General features: G+C 69.5%; 11 protein-coding genes and 2 pseudogenes. 7 read left to right on the plus strand and 6 right to left on the minus strand.

Annotation, left to right across the window (positions count from 1 at the left end; genetic code table 11):
* Positions 1 to 87: 87 nt before the first annotated feature.
* The 3 genes and pseudogenes from PKO50_RS16485 to PKO50_RS16495 all read right to left on the minus strand — a co-directional run bounded on the left by PKO50_RS16485 (position 88) and on the right by PKO50_RS16495 (position 5,388).
* Entirely contained in the window at positions 88 to 531 is a 444-nt protein-coding gene (locus PKO50_RS16485; protein ID WP_275630488.1) for a ShlB/FhaC/HecB family hemolysin secretion/activation protein, read from the minus strand.
* 2 nt (positions 532 to 533) lie between these two features.
* Positions 534 to 1,856 (minus strand): annotated as a pseudogene (locus tag PKO50_RS16490) (POTRA domain-containing protein); the annotation flags it as partial.
* A 1-nt stretch (position 1,857) separates the two neighbouring features.
* Entirely contained in the window at positions 1,858 to 5,388 is a 3,531-nt protein-coding gene (locus tag PKO50_RS16495) for an MBG domain-containing protein (RefSeq protein WP_275630333.1), read from the minus strand.
* A gap of 252 nt (positions 5,389 to 5,640) precedes the next feature.
* On the opposite strand from PKO50_RS16495, the gene PKO50_RS16500 reads away from it, so the two are divergent.
* From PKO50_RS16500 to PKO50_RS16530, 7 genes are all read left to right on the plus strand, one after another.
* Positions 5,641 to 6,108 (plus strand): YbaK/EbsC family protein, encoded by a 468-nt coding sequence (locus PKO50_RS16500; RefSeq protein WP_275630334.1) that lies wholly within the window; start codon positions 5,641 to 5,643, stop codon positions 6,106 to 6,108.
* Positions 6,109 to 6,464: 356 nt separating this feature from the next.
* The gene (locus tag PKO50_RS16505; RefSeq protein ID WP_275630335.1) at positions 6,465 to 7,709 is read left to right on the plus strand and encodes an SfnB family sulfur acquisition oxidoreductase; all 1,245 of its coding nucleotides are present in this window, start codon (positions 6,465 to 6,467) and stop codon (positions 7,707 to 7,709) included.
* 11 nt (positions 7,710 to 7,720) lie between these two features.
* The gene (locus PKO50_RS16510) at positions 7,721 to 8,926 is read left to right on the plus strand and encodes an SfnB family sulfur acquisition oxidoreductase (protein WP_275630336.1); all 1,206 of its coding nucleotides are present in this window, start codon (positions 7,721 to 7,723) and stop codon (positions 8,924 to 8,926) included.
* Between the two features lie 97 nt (positions 8,927 to 9,023).
* Positions 9,024 to 10,421, plus strand: a complete 1,398-nt coding sequence (locus PKO50_RS16515) for an LLM class flavin-dependent oxidoreductase (RefSeq protein WP_275630337.1) — start codon at positions 9,024 to 9,026, stop codon at positions 10,419 to 10,421.
* Between the two features lie 21 nt (positions 10,422 to 10,442).
* Positions 10,443 to 11,237, plus strand: a complete 795-nt coding sequence (locus PKO50_RS16520; RefSeq protein WP_275630338.1) for a MetQ/NlpA family ABC transporter substrate-binding protein — start codon at positions 10,443 to 10,445, stop codon at positions 11,235 to 11,237.
* A gap of 118 nt (positions 11,238 to 11,355) precedes the next feature.
* Positions 11,356 to 12,417 carry an ATP-binding cassette domain-containing protein gene (locus PKO50_RS16525; protein WP_275630339.1) on the plus strand — a complete coding sequence of 354 codons (1,062 nt, stop codon included), beginning with the start codon at positions 11,356 to 11,358 and terminating at the stop codon, positions 12,415 to 12,417.
* Positions 12,410 to 13,054: a methionine ABC transporter permease gene (locus PKO50_RS16530; RefSeq protein WP_109932548.1), complete on the plus strand. Its 645-nt coding sequence runs from the start codon at positions 12,410 to 12,412 to the stop codon at positions 13,052 to 13,054. Before PKO50_RS16525 ends, PKO50_RS16530 begins: the two co-directional genes overlap by 8 nt.
* Positions 13,055 to 13,747: 693 nt before the next feature.
* On the opposite strand, the gene PKO50_RS16535 is transcribed toward PKO50_RS16530, so the two are convergent.
* The 3 genes and pseudogenes from PKO50_RS16535 to PKO50_RS16545 all read right to left on the minus strand — a co-directional run bounded on the left by PKO50_RS16535 (position 13,748) and on the right by PKO50_RS16545 (position 18,647).
* The gene (locus PKO50_RS16535) at positions 13,748 to 15,118 is read right to left on the minus strand and encodes an HlyD family type I secretion periplasmic adaptor subunit (RefSeq protein WP_089394292.1); all 1,371 of its coding nucleotides are present in this window, start codon (positions 15,116 to 15,118) and stop codon (positions 13,748 to 13,750) included.
* Positions 15,108 to 17,263 (minus strand): annotated as a pseudogene (locus PKO50_RS16540) (type I secretion system permease/ATPase). The gene PKO50_RS16535 and the pseudogene PKO50_RS16540 overlap by 11 nt, the downstream one beginning before the upstream one ends.
* Positions 17,264 to 17,297: 34 nt before the next feature.
* Positions 17,298 to 18,647, minus strand: coding sequence for a TolC family outer membrane protein (locus tag PKO50_RS16545; RefSeq protein WP_109932552.1), 1,350 nt, complete (start codon positions 18,645 to 18,647; stop codon positions 17,298 to 17,300).
* Between the last annotated feature and the right edge of the window lie 341 nt (positions 18,648 to 18,988).

The raw sequence follows: 18,988 nt of genomic DNA on the forward strand, positions 1-18,988 counted from the left end.
AGGAAGAACGATAGACAGGGAGCGCGAGGGTACAAGCCGGCGCGACGAATGCGCCCGGTGGCACCTGGCCACCGGGCGGAGGGAGGGTCAGAACAGCTTGAGCAAGTTGAGGTAGAAGCGCGGCGACTTGCCGTTCTTGTCGTGCAGTTCCTCGGCGGAAACCGAACGGGTCAGCGGGAAGGCCAGTTCCGGGCTCACGTAAGTGTCGCTGGCGACCTGGAAGTGCGCGCCGAAGCCGGCCGAGGCCAGGCTCTCGGAGTTCACGTAGCGCGGCTTCTCGTTCCACACCTTGCCCACGTCCCAGTAGCCGTAGTACTGGGTCGGCACCGGGTGGCGGAAGAACTCGTGGTAGCGGTTGTACTGCAGCTCCACCTTGCCGGCCAGGCCCTTGTCGCCGGAGATTTCCGACGGGTCGTAGCCACGGCCGAACTGGCTGCCGCCGACGCCGAACTGCTCGGGGTGAGCAGCGCGTCGCCGAAGCTGGTCTGCCCGGTCAGGGCCAGGTAGAGGTTCAGGCCCTCGGTGATCCAGCTCATGTCCTGCAGGCGCTGGGCGTCGAACTGCAGCTTGGTGAAATCGGTCTGGCCCTCGTAGCGCGAGGGGTTGAGCCGCGACTCGTGGCTGGCGCCCATGACGTCCAGGCCCTGGCTCAGCTCGGCCTTGAACAGGTTGCGGCCGCCGTACTGGTCGACGAAGTCGTAGCTGGCGCCCACGCGCAGCGCGCGGATGCGGTCGTCGCTGGAGGGCGGCAGGTCCGGCTCGTCGAAGTAGCGCGACTTGCCGTTGAACCAGGTGAAGGCCACCGAGGTGTTGAAGTTCTCCGCCCGCGAGCGGATCCACGGGTGGGTCAGGCGGGCGACGAAGGTATCGCCGCTGCTCTTGGCGTTGAGGAAGCTGAAGGTGTCGGCGTGGCCGTCGCTGTGCTGGGCGAGCAGGCTCAGGGTAGTGCCCTGGGCGTTGACCGGCAGCTCGTACTGGCCCTCGTAGAAGGCCATCTCGTTGCCTTCCAGGGAGTGGCCGTAGCGCACCGAGAGGCGGTCGCCCAGGCCCAGCGGGTTGTTCAGGCCGACGCCGCCGTAGGCCTGCCAGGGGCCGAAGTAGCGGCTGTCGCGGTTGTCGGCGCCGACGAAGCCGTCCCAGCGCTTGAACTCGCTGTTGTCGGCGGTGAGGTCGGTGCCTTCGCGCACCGGCGAGGCGGACAGGGTGCCGTGCACCTGGTTGCCCGGCAGGTCGTTCATCAGCAGCAGGTTGCGCTCCAGGGTCGAGCGCTTGAGCGGCGCTTCCTGGCGGATGTTCTCGGCGTAGGCGCGCATGGCGCGGCTGGATTCGCCCCGGATCTCCACCTGGTTGATGCGCCCCTCCACCACCCGCAGGCGCAGCACGCCTTCGTCCAGGCGCTGCACCGGGACGAAGGTGCGCACCAGCGGGAAGCCGGCTTCGCGGTAGCGGCGGGTGATCTTGGCGGCCACCGCGTTGACCTCGGCGAGGGTCACCTTGCGCCCCTCCAGGGTGGCCAGCAGCGGGCGGAAGGTGCTCGGCGGGTAGCTGGTGGAGCCTTCCAGCACGACCTCGCGTACCAGGAAGGGCCGGCTGTTGGTGGCCGGCATCTGCGGCGTCTTGTCGGCGTCGATCAGCGGGCCCTGGGGGCTGACGGTGCCGGGCGCCCTCTCCAGGGTGCCGGGCATGTCGTTGGGCGAACTGCGCCGACCGTCGGCGCCGGGCATCTCGACACGGCCCGGGTCCATGGCCTTGAAGGGTTGCGGGGAGGCCGCGCCGGCCGGGAGCAGGGGCCCGGCCAGGCCGGCGCAGATCGCCAGGGCAAGCGCCCGGCGCAGGGGGGTGTGGGAGAGGTTCATTTTACTTGGCCTCCTTCGCCTTCAGCTCGAGCTCGTGCGGGATCACCCCGCGGTTCCAGTCCGGCAGGCGGAACCTGTCGCCGTCGATGAGGCTGTTGGCATAGTTGATGAGGTCGATGCGGTCCGGCAGTTGTTCTTCCGCCGTGCCGTAGCTGCGCGGCTTGCACACCAGCTGCACGCTGTAGCTGCGCACCACCGCGGGGCTCACGGTGTCGCTGGCGATGATCGAGGCCGGCGATTCGATGGGTGTGCAGCGTTCGCTGGTGGTGCCGGCGTTCAGGCCGCTGCTGGTGACCGGCTGGCGGCTCGGCGGCAGCGGCGGTTCCGGCGTCGGCTCGGGCGTGGGGCCGGGTTCGGGCTTCGGCTCGGGGCCCGGTTCAGGCGCCACGGGGCCGTCGATGCGCAGGTTGCCGTCGACGAAGATGACCTGATAGTTGGCGCTCACCAGGCGTGTGCCGTCCTGCTCGAAAATGCGGTAGTTGCCCGCCGCCTCGCCCGGTTCTCGGGCCAGGGTGAAGTCACGCGCGTCCTCGGCGAACTTCCAGCCGCTGGCCTGGTAGGTCAGCGCCGGGTCGGCGTCGCCGACCTGCTTGGCCTTGTCGTCGGCCACCACGCGCAGCGGTGCCGGGGTGATGGTCAGGGTGGCGCTACCGAAGCTCACATCGTAACGCTGGGACATGTGGCTGCCGGGGCTGCCGGAGGTCTGGATGGCGTACTGGCCAACGTTGGATCGCTCGGTGGCGGCCGTGCCCACCTGGGTGTTCAGCGCCAGGCGGTCCTGGCCGAGCTGGCGGTCGACGAAGCTGTCCACCTCGCGTGCGGCGGCAGCGGCGGCATTGTCCCGGGTGCTGCTGGTGAAGCCGGGGTTGGCGTCGCCGTAGGTGCGGCTGGCGTCCTGGGTGCCGACCTCGACCGTGGCCTTGCGGGCGGTCAGGCTGACCGACTCCGGTGCCTGCTCGGTGGACAGGAAGTGCACGATGGCCCGCTCGCGCAGCACGCTGGAAGTGGGCCCGCTGGGATCCACCGGCGGGTCGTTCCAGATACCGTCGTCCATCAGCCAGCCGAGGGTCACCTGCACCTGGTCGACCTTCTGCCCGAGGCTGATGATCAACTGCTGGCTGCTGCCGTCCTGGACGTTGTGCTGCACCTCGGCCTGGTTCACCGCGCCAGGAATGTACTGATAGGTCTCCACGCCCCAGCCCGTGGTGCCTGGCAGCGTGGAGACCACCTGCAGGCCGCCGTTGGCATCGAGGGCGAAGCCGAGCGGCAGGCTGCCCTGCGGCACGCCGTCGATGAAGAACTGCGTCAGGTTGGCGTCGCTGGCGTCGGGCTTGAAGCTCCAGGTCTCGTTGCCGACCTTGAAGGAAATGCCGTTCACCAGATAGTCCGAGCTGTCCAGGTAGTTGAGCAGCACTTCGGGCGACAGCAGCTGGCCGTCCGGGCCGACGAAGCCGGTCGCCTCGAAGACCAGGTAATCGAACGACTGGCCGCCCAGGTCGAACACCAGCGGCAGGTCGCCTGGGCCGGAGCCGGTGTCGGCCACCACCTCGCGGGAACCGACGTAGCGCAGCTCCTGCGCCGTCACCCCGGTGAGGCTCTCGCTGGAATACGGCGAATTGACCGTGCCGGTGGACGTGGTGCCGCTGGCGTTGGTCTGGCTGAAGCGGAACACGCCGTTGCTGGCCTTGCCGGCCAGGGTGCCGGCGAAGTTGAGGTCGCTGTCCAGCAGCACGCTGGCGCCTTCCACGGCCAGTTGGCCGGCCTTGATCGCGGTGCCGGCGTCCTGGCTGACGCTGGCGACGTTGGAAGTCTTGATCCAGACGATGCCGTCGCCGACGTCGATGATGGCGCGCGCCATCATGGCGGCGTCGCCGCTCTGCCCGGGGGTGTTGTTGACCAGGCGCACGTCGCCGGTGGCGGCGATGAACAGGTTGCCGCCGGCCAGCAGGATGGGTGCGTTGATGTACACCGAGCCGCCGTCGTCGTGCAGGTCGGCGCGGTTGCCATTGGCGTCCACGTAGCCGCGGCCCTGGGTCGGATTGCCGGCGGCGATCAGCGCCAGGGTGCCGCCGGTGGGGTTGCCCTGGGCGTCGACGGTCTGCCAGACCTGCCTGGCGATGATCGGCGCGTTGACGTTGATCCGCTCGCTGGCGCTGATTTCCACGTTGCCGGTCTTCAGCGCCTCGACGATGGTGCTGGCGGCCACTGCGTCGGCGCCGCCGGCCTCGTCGATGGTCACCGTCTGCGGGTCCAGCAGCCAGGTGCCGGCGCGCTGGCTGCCACCGGTGTCGACCTTGGCATCGGCCGTCACCTGCAGCTGCTTGCCGGAAGTCTCCACCACCCCGCCACGCTGGCCGCCGCGGGCACTGGCCTGGCCGGCGAAATGGGTACGGCCGTCGGACCAGGCGACGATGGTGCCGCCGTCGGTGGCGCCATCGGCGCGCAGTTGCGCGCCCTTCTCCACCGCAGTGTTCTGCGCCCGCTGCTCGCTGCCCTGGCCACGGAAACCGCCGCCCACCAGCAGCGAACCGCCCTTGCCACCGGTGCCCGAGGCGTCGAGGCGCGCGCCGTCGGCGATGCTGACGTTGTCGCCCAGCACCTTGATGCTGCCGCCTTCATTGCCGCGCGCAGACAGGCTGCCGGTCACGCGGGTCTGCTCGGCATTGCCGAGGACGATGCTGCCGCCCTGCTCGCTCACCGAGTCGGCCACCACCGCGCCGCCGAGGCTGATCACCGAGTCCAGGTGGCGCGCCGCGCGGGCCGCGCTCATCACCACCGAGCCACCGCCGACGTCGATCACGCCGCTGTTGTGCACGCCGCCCCTGAGGTCGTCCTTCACGTCGCCATGGGGGTCGCCGGCCAGACTGATGAGGCCGTCGCCGCTGAAGTCGATGGTCGCCTGCGGACCGCTGGCCAGGGTCGCGCGGCCCTTCTGTGCGCGGATCAGCCCGGTGTTCTCCACCTCGGCGCCGAGCAGCGCGACCACGGCGTTCTCGCCGCTCATCACCATCTGCCCGTGGTTGGCCACCTTGCCGGTGAGGTCGATGTCCAGCTTGCCGGTCTGCCGGAAGCGCTCGATCTGCTCGTCGGTCACCCGTCCGGCGCCAGCCACCAGCGAGGCGGTGGAAACCCGCGAGTTGGGGCCGAACCAGATGCCGTTGGGGTTGAGCAGGATCAGCTTGCCGTTGGAGGTGAGCATGCCGTAGATCGCCGAGGGGCTGGCCCCGGTAACGCGGTTGAGGGTGATGGAGCTGCCGTCCGGTTGCTGGAAGTGCACCTTGTTGTCGGCGCCGATGCTGAAGTTCTTCCAGTCGATGGCGGTTCGGCCGGTCTGCGTCTGGATCTGCATCGACGAGCCGTCCTGGGAGATGTTCACCGCGCCCTGCACCACGTTCTGGATCTGCGGCAGCTCGCCCGCCAGGGCCAGCTGCGCGCTGCCTGCGGCCAGCGCCATGGCCAGCAGCAGGCGCTTGAGCGGGTAGTCCGCGAGGCGCCGCCGGGTCGGCCGGCGCGAATGGGAAACGAGGTTCATGAGGATTGCCTCCTTCGTCGTGCGGCCCTCTGATGGTGCCGCTGATAGTTAGGAGGCTATCGATCATTTCTGTAAATGAGTCTGCCTTTGGTCAAGGATTTTTAGATTTGTCAATAAACAAGAGCTGAATGAACCGTCGGAATTGTTCGAAAGAAACGAATCCATGACCACGGCGCCAGCAAGCTGGACGCCCGCCACCCCAGGCCCTAGATTGGCCTGTTCCCGAGAAATCCCCGAGCAAGGAGCCCCTGCATGAGCCTGGAATCGGTCCGCGCCTTCTTCGCCGAGAAGGCCCCCGACATCGCCATCATCGAACTGGACACCAGTACCGCCACCGTCGCCCTGGCCGCCGAGGCCCACGGCGTGGAACCGGGGCGCATCGCCAAGACGCTGTCCCTGCGCGTGGGCAAGCGCACCGTGCTGGTGGTCGCCCGCGGCGACGCCCGCCTGGACAACCGCAAGCTCAAGGAAGCCCTGGGCGGCAAGGCGAAGATGCTCGGCGCCGAGGAAGTGGTGGAACTGACCGGCCACCCGGTGGGCGGCGTCTGCCCCTTCGGCCTGGCCAGCCCGCTGCCGGTGTACTGCGACGTGTCGCTGCGCGCCTTCGACGAGGTGCTGCCGGCGGCCGGCGCCCTGCACAGCGCCGTGCGCATCGCCCCGGAACGCCTGGCCAGCCTGGTCGAGGCCGACTGGGTGGACGTCTGCCAGGAACCGGCCTGAGGCCGCCCGGCCCGCCACTGTTGCCCAGCCAACAGTGGCTCGACACTGTGTCCGCAGACGGACAGGCAACTGTCGCCACCGACACGCAACTCACTGATCCATAAGGCTTTCTAAAGCCGGCACAGCTTGTGCAACGCCTCTGGCGAACGGGCCCGACCGCGGGCCCGATGCCATCGCATTCCAGAGGTAGCCCCCGCACATGCCACAGCCTTTCGCGCCCCTCCCGCCTCCGCCCGCCATGCCGGCCAGCCTCGCCCTGCGCGCCGCCAGGGCCTGAGCCCCGCCGCGCCTTCACCCGCCCCTCCCGGGGCGTGGAGATGGACCTCCCCCGCCACCGCTACAGAAGAGCTTTGCCCATGACCGACGAAACCCTCACCCAGGACCTTCGTGACCAGGCGCCCCGGCTACTCCCGGCGCGCCGCATCGACAACGACGCCCAGGCCCTGGAGGCCGCCCACGAGGTGGCCCGCCTGGCGCGCCCCGGCGCCGCCGCACGCGACCGCGAGCGGCAGCTGCCCTGGACCGAGCTGGAAGCCTTCACCCGCCTCGGCCTGGGCGGCATCGGCATTCCCCGCGCCTACGGCGGGGCCCAGGTGTCCTACGTGACCCTCGCCGAGGTGTTCCGGGTAATCTGCGCCGCCGACCCGGCCCTGGGGCAGATCCCGCAGAACCAGTTCGGCCTGCTCAACGTCATCGACAGCGTCGCCAGCGAGGCGCAGAAGCGTGCGCTGTTCGGCGGCGTGCTGGCCGGCCGGCGCATCGGCAACGCAGGCCCGGAACGCAACACCCGCGACACCCTGGAACTGCGCGCGCGCATCTGGCGCGAGGGCGAGGGCTATCGCATCAGCGGCGAGAAGTTCTATTCCACCGGCGCCCTCTTCGCCCACTGGGTGGCGGTCAAGGCCCTGGACGAGGACGGCCGCGCGGTGATGGCCTTCGTCGAGCGCGGCGTCGACGGGTTGCGCATCGTCGACGACTGGTCCGGCTTCGGCCAGCGCACCACCGCCAGTGGCACGGTGCTGCTGGACAACGCGCCGGTGGCCGCCGACATGCTGATCCACAACGGCCGCCTGGCCCAGGTGCCGAACATCCAGGGCGCGGTGTCCCAACTGATCCAGGCCGCCATAGACGCCGGCATCGCCGCCAACGCCCTGGAGGATTGCCAGACGTTCCTGGGCGAGCGCTCGCGGCCCTGGATCGACGCCCTCGAGGCCGGTGCCGAACGGGCCAGCGACGAGCCCTTCGCCATCGCCGAGATCGGCCGCCTGCAGGTCGAGCTGCACGCCGCCGAGGCCCTGCTGGAGCGCGCCGGGCGCGTGCTGGACGAGGTCAGCGCGCGGCCGATCGACGACGAGTCCGCCGCCCGCGCCTCCATCGCCGTGGCCGAGGCCAAGGTGCTGACCACCGAGATCAGCCTGACCGCCAGCGAGAAGCTGTTCGAGCTGGCCGGCAGCCGCGCCACCCTCGCCGAGTTCAACCTGGACCGCCACTGGCGCAACGCCCGCGTGCACACCCTGCACGACCCGGTGCGCTGGAAGGTCCAGGCGGTCGGTGCCTACCACCTCAACGGCGCCCGTCCGGCGCGCCATTCCTGGATCTGAGGAGCGCGCCCATGAGCCTGGCCGAAATCAGCGAAGCCCCCGTACACCTCATCGCCAGCGACGACGAAGCGCTGGAAACCGCTCGCGACCTGGCCGCCGGCCTGCGCGCCGGCAGCATCGAACGCGACCTGCAGCGGCGCCTGCCCTGGGACGAACTGGAGCGGCTGAGCCGTTCCGGCCTGTGGGGCATCAGCGTGCCGCGGGAATACGGCGGCGCCGGCGTCTCGCGGGTCACCCTGGCGCGGGTGATCGCCATCCTCGCCGCCGCCGACGCCTCCCTCGGGCAGATTCCGCAGAACCACTTCTATGCCCTGGAAGTGCTGCGGGTGAACGGCAGCGAGGCGCAGAAACGCCGGCTGTTCGCCGAGGCCCTGGGCGGCGTGCGCTTCGGCAACGCCCTGGCCGAGATCGGCACCCGCAGCGCCCACGAGCGCACCACCCGGCTGCGCCGCGACGGCGACGGCCTGCGCATCGACGGCCGCAAGTTCTATTGCACCGGCGCCCTCTACGCCCAGCGCATCCCCACCCTGGTGGTGGACGACGATGGCGTGCAGCAACTGGCCTTCGTGCCGCGCCACAGCGCGGGGCTGCAGGTCATCGACGACTGGTCCGGCTTCGGCCAGCGCACCACCGGCAGCGGCTCGGTGGTGTTCGACGGCGTGCCGGTGCGCGCCGAGGACGTGGTGCCCTTCCAGGCCGCCTTCGAGCGGCCGACCACGGTGGGCCCGCTGGCACAGATCCTCCACGCCGCCATCGACACCGGCATCGCCCGCGCCGCCTACGAGGACACCCTGGAGTTCCTGCGCAAGCGCGCCCGGCCCTGGATCGACGCGGGCGTGGACAAGGCCAGCGACGACCCGCTGGCGATCCAGGAAGTCGGCCGCCTGGCCATCCGCCTGCATGCCGCCGAGGCCCTGCTGGACCGCGCCGGCCGCGCGCTCGATGCCGCCACCGCCGGGCCGGACGCCGAAACCGTGGCCGCCGCCTCCATCGCCGTGGCCGAGGCCCGCGCCATCAGCACCGAGGTCTCGCTGCTGGCCGGCAGCAAGCTGATCGAACTGGGCGGCAGCCGCGCCAGCCTGGCCGAACTGGGCCTGGACCGGCACTGGCGCAACGCCCGGGTGCACACCCTGCACGACCCGGTGCGCTGGAAGTACTTCGCCATCGGCGACTACCACCTCAACGGCCGCCGGCCACCGCTGCGGGGAACCATATGAGCGTCCCACCCAGCGTTTTTCGTAGGAGCGAGCTTGCTCGCGAACCTTCCAGGCACGCGGCTGTTCGCGAGCAAGCTCGCTCCTACAGGAGAAAGGCATGAGCCAGAAGCAGATCCTCCTCAACGCCTTCAACATGAACTGCGTGGGGCACATCAACCACGGCCTGTGGACGCACCCGCGGGACGACTCCAGCGACTTCAACAAGCTGCGCTACTGGACCGACCTGGCCAGGCTGCTGGAGCGCGGCCTGTTCGACGGCCTGTTCCTGGCCGACATCCTCGGCGTATACGACGTGTACCAGGGCGGCATCGACCTGACGCTCAAGGAGGCCATCCAGCTGCCGGTCAACGACCCGCTGATGCTGGTCTCGGCCATGGCCGGGGTCACCGAGCACCTGGGCTTCGGCGTCACCGCCAACCTCACCTACGAGCCGCCCTACCCCTTCGCCCGCCGGCTGTCGACCCTCGACCACCTGAGCGACGGGCGCGTCGGCTGGAACATCGTCACCGGCTACCTGGAGAGCACCGCCAGGGCCATGGGCCAGCAGCGGCAGATCGACCACGACCGCCGCTACGACCGCGCCGACGAGTACCTGGAAGTGCTCTACAAGCTCTGGGAAGGCAGCTGGGAAGACGACGCCGTGGCCCGCGACCGCCAGGGCCGCGTCTACGCCCGGCCGGGCAAGGTGCACAAGGTGCGCCACCACGGCGAGTTCTTCGACGTCGAGGGCTACCACCTCTGCGAGCCCTCGCCGCAGCGCACCCCGCTGCTGTTCCAGGCCGGCGCCTCCAGCCGCGGCCTGGCCTTCGCCGCGCGCCACGCCGAATGCGTGTTCGTCTCCGGGCAGAACCGCGAGGCCACCCGCGACCTGGTCCGGCGCATCCGCGAGGCCGCGGTGGGCGCCGGGCGCCGCGCCGAGGACATCAAGGTGTTCATGGGCATCAGCGTGATAGTCGCGCCCACCGCCGCCGAGGCCCGCGACAAGGAGGCCGAGTACCGCCGCTACGCCAGCGCCGAGGCGGGCCTGGCGCACTTCGCCAGCAGCACCGGCATCGATTTCTCGCGCTACGGCCTGGACGAACCCATCCGCTACGAGAAGAACAACGCCATCGAGTCGGCGACCAAGGCGCTCACCGTGGCCCGCACCGACGCCACCGTGCGTGGCCTGCTGGAGCAACTGGCCCTGGGCGGGCGCTACGTCACCCTGGTGGGCGACCCGCTGCAGGTGGCCGACGAGCTGCAGGGCTGGATCGCCGATACCGGCCTGGACGGTTTCAACCTCACGCGCACGGTGACGCCGGAGTCCTACGCCGACTTCATCGACCTGGTGATCCCCGAGCTGCAGAGCCGCGGCGCCTACAAGACCGCCTACGCGCCGGGCACCCTGCGCGACAAGCTGTTCGGCCAGCCGCGCCTGCCCGCCCGCCACACCGGGGCGCGCCACCGCACGCGCCCGGCAACCGCCACTGGAGCGACTCCGGCCCCCACCCACTGAGCCGCACAAGGAATAGCCGCAATGACCAAGACCGCCCGACTGGCCCTGGGCCTGTCCCTCTCCCTGCTCGCCGCCGGCCTGGCCCAGGCCGCGCAGACGCTCAAGCTCGGCACCACCGCCGCCTTCGCCCCGCCGCTGGAGGTGGCGGTGAAGGAAGCCGCCCGCCAGGGGCTGGAGGTGGAGCTGGTGGAGTTCACCGACTGGAACGCGCCGAACATCACCCTGGCCAACGGCGACATCGACGCCAACTACTTCCAGCACATCCCCTTCCTGGAGAACGCCAACCGGGAGGGCGGCTTCCAGCTCAAGCCGTTCGCCCCCGGCATCATCAACAACGTCGGCCTCTACTCGAAGAAGTACAAGGCCATCGCCGAGCTGCCCGACGGCGCCAAGGTGGCCATCGCCAACGACCCGGTCAACGGCGGCCGCGGCCTGCAGCTGCTGCAGAAGGCCGGGCTGATCCGCCTGAAGGACGGCGTGGGCTACAAGGCCACCCTGGACGACATCGTGGCCAACCCCAGGCACCTGCAGATCATCGAGCTGGAAGCGGTGCAGCTGGTGCGCGCGCTGGACGACGTCGACCTGGCCCAGGGCTACCCGCACTACATCCGCCTGGCCGGCACCCTGGACCCGAACGGCGCGCTGCTGTTCGACGGCATCGAGAACAAGGAGTACGTGATCCAGTTCGTCACCCGCGCCGACTACGCCGACCCGGAAGGCAAGCTGAGGAAGTTCGTCGACATCTACCAGCATTCGCCGGCGGTGCGGGCGGCCCTGGACCAGGCGCATGGGAAGCTTTACCAGCCGGGGTGGTGAGCCTCGCTGCCGTTCACTGGATTCCCGCATTCGCGGGAATGACAGTTGAGGTCGGTGTGCCCCCGTCATTCCCGCGAACGCGGGAACCCAAAAAACCACGTCTTCACAGGCAACCCCCATGGCCAGCTTCAACCACAACCTGGAACTCGCCACCCAGCACATCCAGCTCAAGTCCCTGGCCAAGACCTACCCGGGCGCCAACGGCCCGGTGCAGGCCCTGGCGGATATCGACCTGAGCGTCCAGCGCGGCGAAATCTTCGGCATCATCGGCCGCAGCGGCGCCGGCAAGTCGTCGCTGATCCGCACCCTCAACCGCCTGGAGCAGCCCAGCGCCGGCCAGGTGCTGATCGACGGCGAGGACATCGCCGGCTACGACGCCCGCCAGCTGGTCGGCCTGCGCCGGCGGGTGGGCATGATCTTCCAGCACTTCAACCTGATGTCGGCCAAGACGGTGGCGCAGAACGTCGGCCTGCCGCTGCAGGTGGCCGGCCTCGACAAGGCCCGCATCGCCGCGCGCGTCGATGAGCTGCTGCAGCTGGTGGGCCTGCCGGACAAGCGCGACGCCTACCCGGCGCAGCTTTCCGGCGGGCAGAAGCAGCGCGTGGGCATCGCCCGCGCCCTGGCGCACCAGCCGCAGTTGCTGCTGTGCGACGAAGCCACCTCGGCGCTGGACCCGGAAAGCACCCAGGCCATCCTCGCCCTGCTGCGCGACATCAACCGGCGCCTGGGCCTGACCATAGTGCTGATCACCCACGAGATGGCGGTGATCCGCGAAATCTGCCACCGCGTGGTGGTACTGGAACGCGGCCGCATCGTCGAGCAGGGCGAGGTCTGGCGGGTGTTCGGCGCGCCACGCCACGAGGTCACCCGTACCCTGCTCGGCGGCCTGCAGCAGCACCTGCCCGCCGACCTGCAGGCGCGCCTGTGCCAGCCCGGCGCCGGGGAGCTGGTGCTGGGCCTGCACTACAGCGGCGAGCAGGGCCGCGAGCCCGACCTGCAGGCCATCGCCCAGGCCCTGGGGCGCCCGGTGAACCTGCTGCACGGCGGCATCGAGCGCATCCAGGGCCGCAGCCTCGGGCGCCTGCTGCTGGGGGTGGGCGCCAGCGCCGACGAGCTGCCGGCGCTGCTGCAACGCGCCGCCGGCGTGGCCGACCGCCTGGAGGTGTTCGGCCATGCCTGAACGCCTGCTCCAGGGCCTGCTGGACACCCTGCTGATGATCGGCGTGTCCTCGGCCATCGTCCTGCCGGTGGGCGTCGCCCTGGCGCTGGTGCTGGTCACCAGCGGCCCCGACGGCATCTTCCGGGCGCCGGCGCTGCACCGCGGCCTGGGTCTTGCGGTCAACGTGCTGCGCTCGATCCCCTTCCTGATCCTGATGGTGGCGCTGATCCCCTTCACCCGCCTGATCGTCGGCACCAGCTACGGCGTCTGGGCCGCGGTGGTGCCGCTGACCATCGCCGCCACGCCTTTCTTCGCGCGCATCGCCGAGGTGAGCCTGCGCGAGGTGGACCAGGGGTTGATCGAGGCCGCCCAGGCCATGGGCTGCGAGCGCCGCCACATCGTCTGGCACGTACTGCTGCCGGAGGCGCGGCCGGGCATCGTCGGCGGCTTCACCATCACCCTGGTGACCCTGATCAACTCCTCGGCCATGGCCGGCGCCATCGGCGCCGGCGGCCTCGGCGACCTGGCCTACCGCTATGGCTACCAGCGTTTCGATACCCAGGTGATGCTGACGGTGATCATCGTCCTGGTGCTGCTGGTGGCGTTGATCCAGTTCGGCGGCGATCGCCTGGCGCGCTGGCTGAACAAGCGCGCCTGAGAATCGTCGGGCCTTCGGTGCATCGGCAGTCCGCTCCTACGGTTCCGGGAAACACGGTCGTAGGAGACTCCGTCCGCGATTGGCATCATCCACGCCGGACGCCCCGGTGGCACGGCCAGTGGCGGATAACCGCGAACGGTTATGCGCCCTACGCTATGGGAGGGCTTGGCGTAGGGCGCATAACGCCTACGGCGTTATCCGCCATGATCGCGGACAGAGCCCGCTCCTACGGTTCCAGGAAGCACGGTCGTAGGAGGACCCCGTCCGCGATTGGCATCGGCCACGCCGGACACCCCGGTGGCACGACCAGCGGCGGATAACCGCGAACGGTTATGCGCCCTACGGTATGGGAGGGCTTGGCGTAGGGCGCATAACGCCTACGGCGTTATCCGCCATGATCGCGGACAGAGCCCGCTCCTACGGTTCCAGGAAACACGGTCGTAGGAGCGGACTCCGTCCGCGATTGGCATCGGCCACGCCGGACACCCCGGTGGCACGGCCAACGGCGGATAACCGCGAACGGTTATGCGCCCTACGGTATGGGAGGGCTTGGCGTAGGGCGCATAACGCCTACGGCGTTATCCGCCATGATCGCGGACAGAGCCCGCTCCTACGGTTCCAGGAAACACGGTCGTAGGAGCGGACTCCGTCCGCGATTGGCATCGGCCACGCCGGGCGCCCCGCTGGCTCACCTCAACGCTCGCGCAGGGCCTCGGCGCGGGCGCGCAGGATGGGCTTGAGCAGGTAGCTGAGGATGCTCTTCTTGCCGGTCATGATGTCCACGCTGGCGATCATGCCGGGGATGATCAGCAGCGGCTTCTCGTCGCTGCCCAGGTGGCTTTTGCGGGTGCGCAGCTTGATCAGGTAGAAGCTGTTGCCGTCCTCGTCGGTGACGGTGTCGGCGCCTATCTGCTCCAGCTCCGCCGGCAGCCCGCCGTAGATGGTGTAGTCGTAGGCGGTGAACTTGACCATGGCCTTCTGCCCGGGGTGCAGGAAGGCGATGTCCTGCGGGCGGATGCGCGCCTCCACCAGCAGGGTGTCGTCCAGCGGGACGATTTCCACCAGGTCGCTGCCCGGCTGGATCACCCCGCCGATGGTGTTGACCAGCAGCTGCTTGACGATGCCGCGCACCGGCGAGGTGACCAGGGTGCGGTTGACCCTGTCCTCCAGGGCCTTGCCGGTGGCCTCGGCCTTGCTCAGGTCGGTGCGCGCCTCGTTGAGTTCCTTGAGCGCGTCGCTGCGGAAGCGCGAGCGGGTCTCGGCGACCTTGCGCTCGACTTCCTTGATCGCCGCCTCGGCGCGGGGAATGGCCAGGCTGGTGGCGTCCAGCTGGCCGCGGTTCTCCACCTCGGCGCGCTTGAGGCGCAGCAGCTCCACCTGGGACATGGCGCCCTGCCCCACCAGCGGCGCGGACATGGCGATTTCCTGGCGCAGCAGCTCCAGGCTGTTGCGGTACTGCGCCTGCTTGGAGACGAACTCGCGCAGCTCCTGCTGCTTCTGTACCAGCTGCTGCTCCAGGCCGGCGACCTCGTCCTTGAGCTGCTGCTGGCGGCTGTGGAACAGCGCCTCCTCGCTGCCGGCCTGGCCCGGGACCTTGGCGCGGACATCGTCGGGGATGCGCAGCTCGCGGTCCTCCACCTCGGCGGACAGGCGCTCCACGCGCAGGAACATGGCCAGGCGGTCGGCCTCGGTCTCGCCGACGTTGGATTCGAAACGCGTCGGGTCCAGGCGCATCAGCGACTCGCCGGCCTGCACCACCTGGCCCTCGTGGACGAATATCTGCGAGACGATGCCGCCCTCCAGGTTCTGGATCTTCTGCACCTTGGACGAGGGAATCGCCTTGCCTTCGCCGCGGGTCACCTCGTCTATCTCGGCGAAGTGCGCCCACAGGCCGAGGAACAGGGCGAAGCCGACCAGCGTCCAGATGGTCAGGCGCACCACCCGCGGGGCGTCTTCCACCAGGGCCTTGCTGACTTCCGGCAACGGCTGCCCGGAAAGGTCCTCGCTGCCGCGGAAGTAGCCGCGGATGGACTGGCCGAAGAGGCCGAACGGATTAAGCGACACTGATCTGCCCCTTCTTCAATGCGTCCAGTACCACGTCCTTGGGGCCGTCGGCGATGATCCGCCCGCGGTCGACGATCACCAGGCGCTCCACCAGGCTGAGCATGGAGGCGCGGTGGGTGACCAGCAGCAGCGTCTTGTCGGCGATGAGCGGCTGCAGGCGCTGCTTCAGGCGTTCCTCGCCGGCGTTGTCCATGGAGCTGGTGGGCTCGTCGAGCAGCAGGATCGGCGGGTCCAGCAGCATTGCGCGGGCCAGGGCGACGTTCTGCCGCTGGCCGCCGGAGAGGTTCAGCCCGCGCTCGCCCACCTGCAGCTCGTAGCCCTGCGGGTGCAGCCGGGCGAACTCGTGCACGCCGGCCAGTTCGGCGGCGCGCAGCACCGTCTCGTCGTCGACGTAGCGTGCGCCGGCCACCAGGTTGTCGCGCAGGCTGCCGCTGAACAGGTTGATGTCCTGGGGCAGGTAGCCGATGTTGTGGCGCAGGTCGCTGACGTCCAGTTGCCGGGTGTCGACGCCGTCCACCAGGAGGCTGCCGCTGTCGGCGCGGTGCAGGCCGACGATCAGCTTGGCCAGGGAGCTCTTGCCCGAGCCGCTGCGGCCGATGATGCCGACCTTCTCGCCGGGGCGGATCGCCAGGTTGATGTCGTGCAGCGCCTCGACCTGCTGGTTGGGGTAGGCGAAGCTCAGCTGGCGCAGCTCGATGCCGCCCTGCAGCTGCTGGCGGCTCAGCGGGCGCTCGCTGCTGTTGCGCTCCTGCTCCAGGGCCATCATCTGGTCGGTGCTGTGCATGGTCAGGCGCGCCTGCTGGTAGCGCTGGATCAGCCCGGAAAGCTGGGTCAGCGGACCGAGGGCGCGGCCGTTGAGCATGTAGCAGGCGATCAGGCCGCCCATGCTGAGGTCGCCGGCGATGATCAGGTAGACGCCGCCGATGATCATCACCACCCCGGCCAGGGCCTGGATCAGCAGCGTCAGGTTCATCGCCAGGCTGGACAGCAGCTTGACCCGCAGCTCCAGGCGGCCGAGGGTGCCGATGGTCTGCTCCCAGAGGTACTGGCGCTCGCTCTCGGCATTGTTGACCTTGACCGCGTCGAGCCCGGCGAGGGTCTCGATCAGGCTCGACTGGCGCTCGGCGGCCAGGGCCATGGTGCGGTTCATGGTCTCCACCAGCGGCTTCTGCAGCAGCCAGCCGATGCCGGCGGCCAGCGGGAAGGCCAGCAGCGGGACGAACACCAGGGGCCCGCCGATGATGCCGATCACCAGCAGGATCAGCAGGGTGAACGGCAGATCGATCAGGCTGGTCAGCGTCAGCGAGGCGAGGAAGTCGCGCAGCGTCTGGAACTCGTGGATGTTCTGGGCGAAGCTGCCGACCCGCGCCGGGCGCTGCTTCAGGTCCATGCCGACGATGCGCTCGAAGAGGGTCGCGCTGATGATCAGGTCGGTCTTCTTGCCGGCCAGGTCCAGGCACAGGCCGCGCAGGGTCTTGAGCAGCAGGTCGAACAGGTAGGCGCCGCTGATGCCGATGGCCAGCACCCAGAGGGTGGCGGCGGCCTGGTTGGGCACCACGCGGTCGTAGACGTTCATCACGAACAGCGGCGCGGCCAGGGCGATGAGGTTGATCAGCAGGCTCGCCGCCACCGCATCGACGTACAGCCAGCGCGAACGCATGAGGGTGTCGCGGAACCAGCGCCGCGCCCGGGGATCATCTCGCCGTGCTGCAGGTCGTACTGGTGCTGCGGCTGGGCGAAGAAGGCCTGGCCGGCGTAGTCCTCGGCCAGCAGCTCGCGGGCCACGCGCACCTCGCCGCCGTCGCTCTCGCTGAGCAGCAGGCGCGCCTCGCCGCCGGCCTCCCAGCCCAGCAGCACGGCGCAGCGGCCTTCGCGCAGCAGCAGCATGGCCGGCAGCGCGATGGCCGGGATCTGCTCCAGCGGCCGCCGCAGCAGGCGCCCCTGCAACCCGGCGCGGGCCGCCGCGCGCGGCAGCAGCTCGGCGGACAGGCGCTGCCCGGGCAGCGGCAGGCCGCTGGTGAGCATGGCCCGGCTGGCCGGCTTGCGGTGCAGCGCGCACAGGCTCAGCAGGCTGTCCAGCAGGGGGTCGTCCAGCAGGACGCGCGGATCACGACTCAAGGGGACTCGGCTGGTTTCCTGATCCACGCGGCTCTACTCCGGGGTTGGGTGCGGGGCCGGCTCAGTTGAGGCCGGGCAGCTGCACCTGGGGTTTGACGTCTTCGCTGGCCACGCTGGCCAGGGGCGCGACCACGCCCTGGCTCTTGAGCAACTCGCCCAGGGTGGCCTTCACCCGGTACTGGGTGAACAGCTCGGTGTAGCGCAGGTCGACCAGGCGGCGCGAGGCGTTGAACAGTTCGTTCTCGCTGTCCAGCAGGTCCAGCAGGGTGCGTTCGCCGATGCTGAACTGCTTCTGGTAGGCCTCGCGCACGCGGGTGCTGTAGTCCACGTACTGGCGGGCGATGGGCAATTGGTCGCGGGCGTTGGCCAGGGCGTTCCAGGCCAGGCCGAGCTCTTCGTTGAGCTGGCGCAGGGCGTTGTTGCGGATGTCCAGGGCCTGGTTGGCCTGGTACGACTTGGACTGCAGCTCGGCCTTGTTGCTGCCGCCGGCGAACAGGTTGTAGCGCATGCGCAGCATGGCCTGCCAATCGTTGTTGTGGCCCGGGTCGCCGGAGAGGTTGTTGTCGGCGTTGCGCGACAGCTCGGCGTCGAAGCGCGGGTAGAACGGCGCCTTGGCCGCCTCGTACTGTTTCTCGGCGGCGGCCACGTCGGACTCGGCCGAACGCAGGATGGGGCTGTTCTCCAGCAACTGCCGGCGCGCGTCCTGCAGGTCCTGCGGCAACAGGCCCGGCAGGCCGGCCGGCTCGCTCAGCTCCAGCGGCTCGGCGCCGACCACGCTCAGGTAGTTGGTGCGCGCATCGGCCAGGTTGGTCTGCTCGGTGAGCAGGTTGTTGCGCGCCTGGGCCAGGCGCGCCTCGGCCTGGTCCTGGTCGGCCAGGCGGCCGACGCCGCGGGCGCTGCGCAGGCTGATCTGGTCGTAGATGCGCTGGTGGCTCTTCAGGTTCTCCTCGGCCAGGCGGACCATCTCCTGGCGGCGCAGCACGTCGGTATAGACCTGGGCGACTTCCAGCGCGGTGCGCTCGGCGGTGCCCAGCAGCGCGTAGGCGCGGGAGTTCACCGTGGCCTTCTGGCGGCCCACCTCGCTGGAGGTGGCGAAGCCGTCGAACACCATCTGCCGCAGGCTCAGCGCCGACTCGCCGCGGTTCATGGTCCGCCAGTGGTCGCCCTCGCCACGGGTGGTGGGGTTGTCGGCGCCCTCGCGGCCATAGCCGGCGGTGAGGTCGACCGAAGGCAGGTAGCCGCCCTGGGCGGCACGCAGCTGCTGGTCGGCGGCCAGGCGGCTGTTCACCCCGGCCTGGATCTCCGGGTGCACGTCCATGGCGCGCTGCATGGCTTCGTTCAGGGTGGTGGCATGGGCAGGGGCCGCGCAGGCCAGCGCGAGGGGCAACAGGGGCACGAAACGCAAACGCATGGTTTGAACATCCTTATCGCAGGGATATGGACAGCGATTCGTGTACCCAGGGGTGGCATCGGAGGACCGGCGAATGCGCTGCACGTGAGGAGGTCATTGGCGCCCGGAACCCCGTGGAAAATTTTTTCGCGAGGCTCTTTGACATCACAGTGACATCGTTTTGCCAATTGTTTAGGATGCCTCGGAAATGGTCAATAGATTGGCATAAACCTAATCGCGAAAACATATTAAGCCAATTAGTTGACGTCAGTTTTCCAGCTTCAGCCGACAAGGGAATGCCACCTGGCGCCGCCATCAGGGCCGCGACCCGGCCGGCACGCCAGCATCCGCCTCAGGGGAGA

It is taken from the genome of Pseudomonas sp. 273 (assembly GCF_029201425.1).
GTDB lineage: Bacteria > Pseudomonadota > Gammaproteobacteria > Pseudomonadales > Pseudomonadaceae > Pseudomonas > Pseudomonas delhiensis.

Excerpts from the sequence above, each read along its gene's own strand:
- PKO50_RS16515 (WP_275630337.1), top strand. The coding sequence starts at position 9,024 with ATGAGCCAGAAGCAGATCCTCCTCAACGCCTTCAACATGAACTGCGTG.
- PKO50_RS16510 (WP_275630336.1), top strand. The coding sequence starts at position 7,721 with ATGAGCCTGGCCGAAATCAGCGAAGCCCCCGTACACCTCATCGCCAGC.
- PKO50_RS16495 (WP_275630333.1), bottom strand. The coding sequence starts at position 5,388 with ATGAACCTCGTTTCCCATTCGCGCCGGCCGACCCGGCGGCGCCTCGCG.
- PKO50_RS16520 (WP_275630338.1), top strand. The coding sequence starts at position 10,443 with ATGACCAAGACCGCCCGACTGGCCCTGGGCCTGTCCCTCTCCCTGCTC.
- PKO50_RS16530 (WP_109932548.1), top strand. The coding sequence starts at position 12,410 with ATGCCTGAACGCCTGCTCCAGGGCCTGCTGGACACCCTGCTGATGATC.
- PKO50_RS16505 (WP_275630335.1), top strand. The coding sequence starts at position 6,465 with ATGACCGACGAAACCCTCACCCAGGACCTTCGTGACCAGGCGCCCCGG.
- PKO50_RS16500 (WP_275630334.1), top strand. The coding sequence starts at position 5,641 with ATGAGCCTGGAATCGGTCCGCGCCTTCTTCGCCGAGAAGGCCCCCGAC.
- PKO50_RS16525 (WP_275630339.1), top strand. The coding sequence starts at position 11,356 with ATGGCCAGCTTCAACCACAACCTGGAACTCGCCACCCAGCACATCCAG.
- PKO50_RS16545 (WP_109932552.1), bottom strand. The coding sequence starts at position 18,647 with ATGCGTTTGCGTTTCGTGCCCCTGTTGCCCCTCGCGCTGGCCTGCGCG.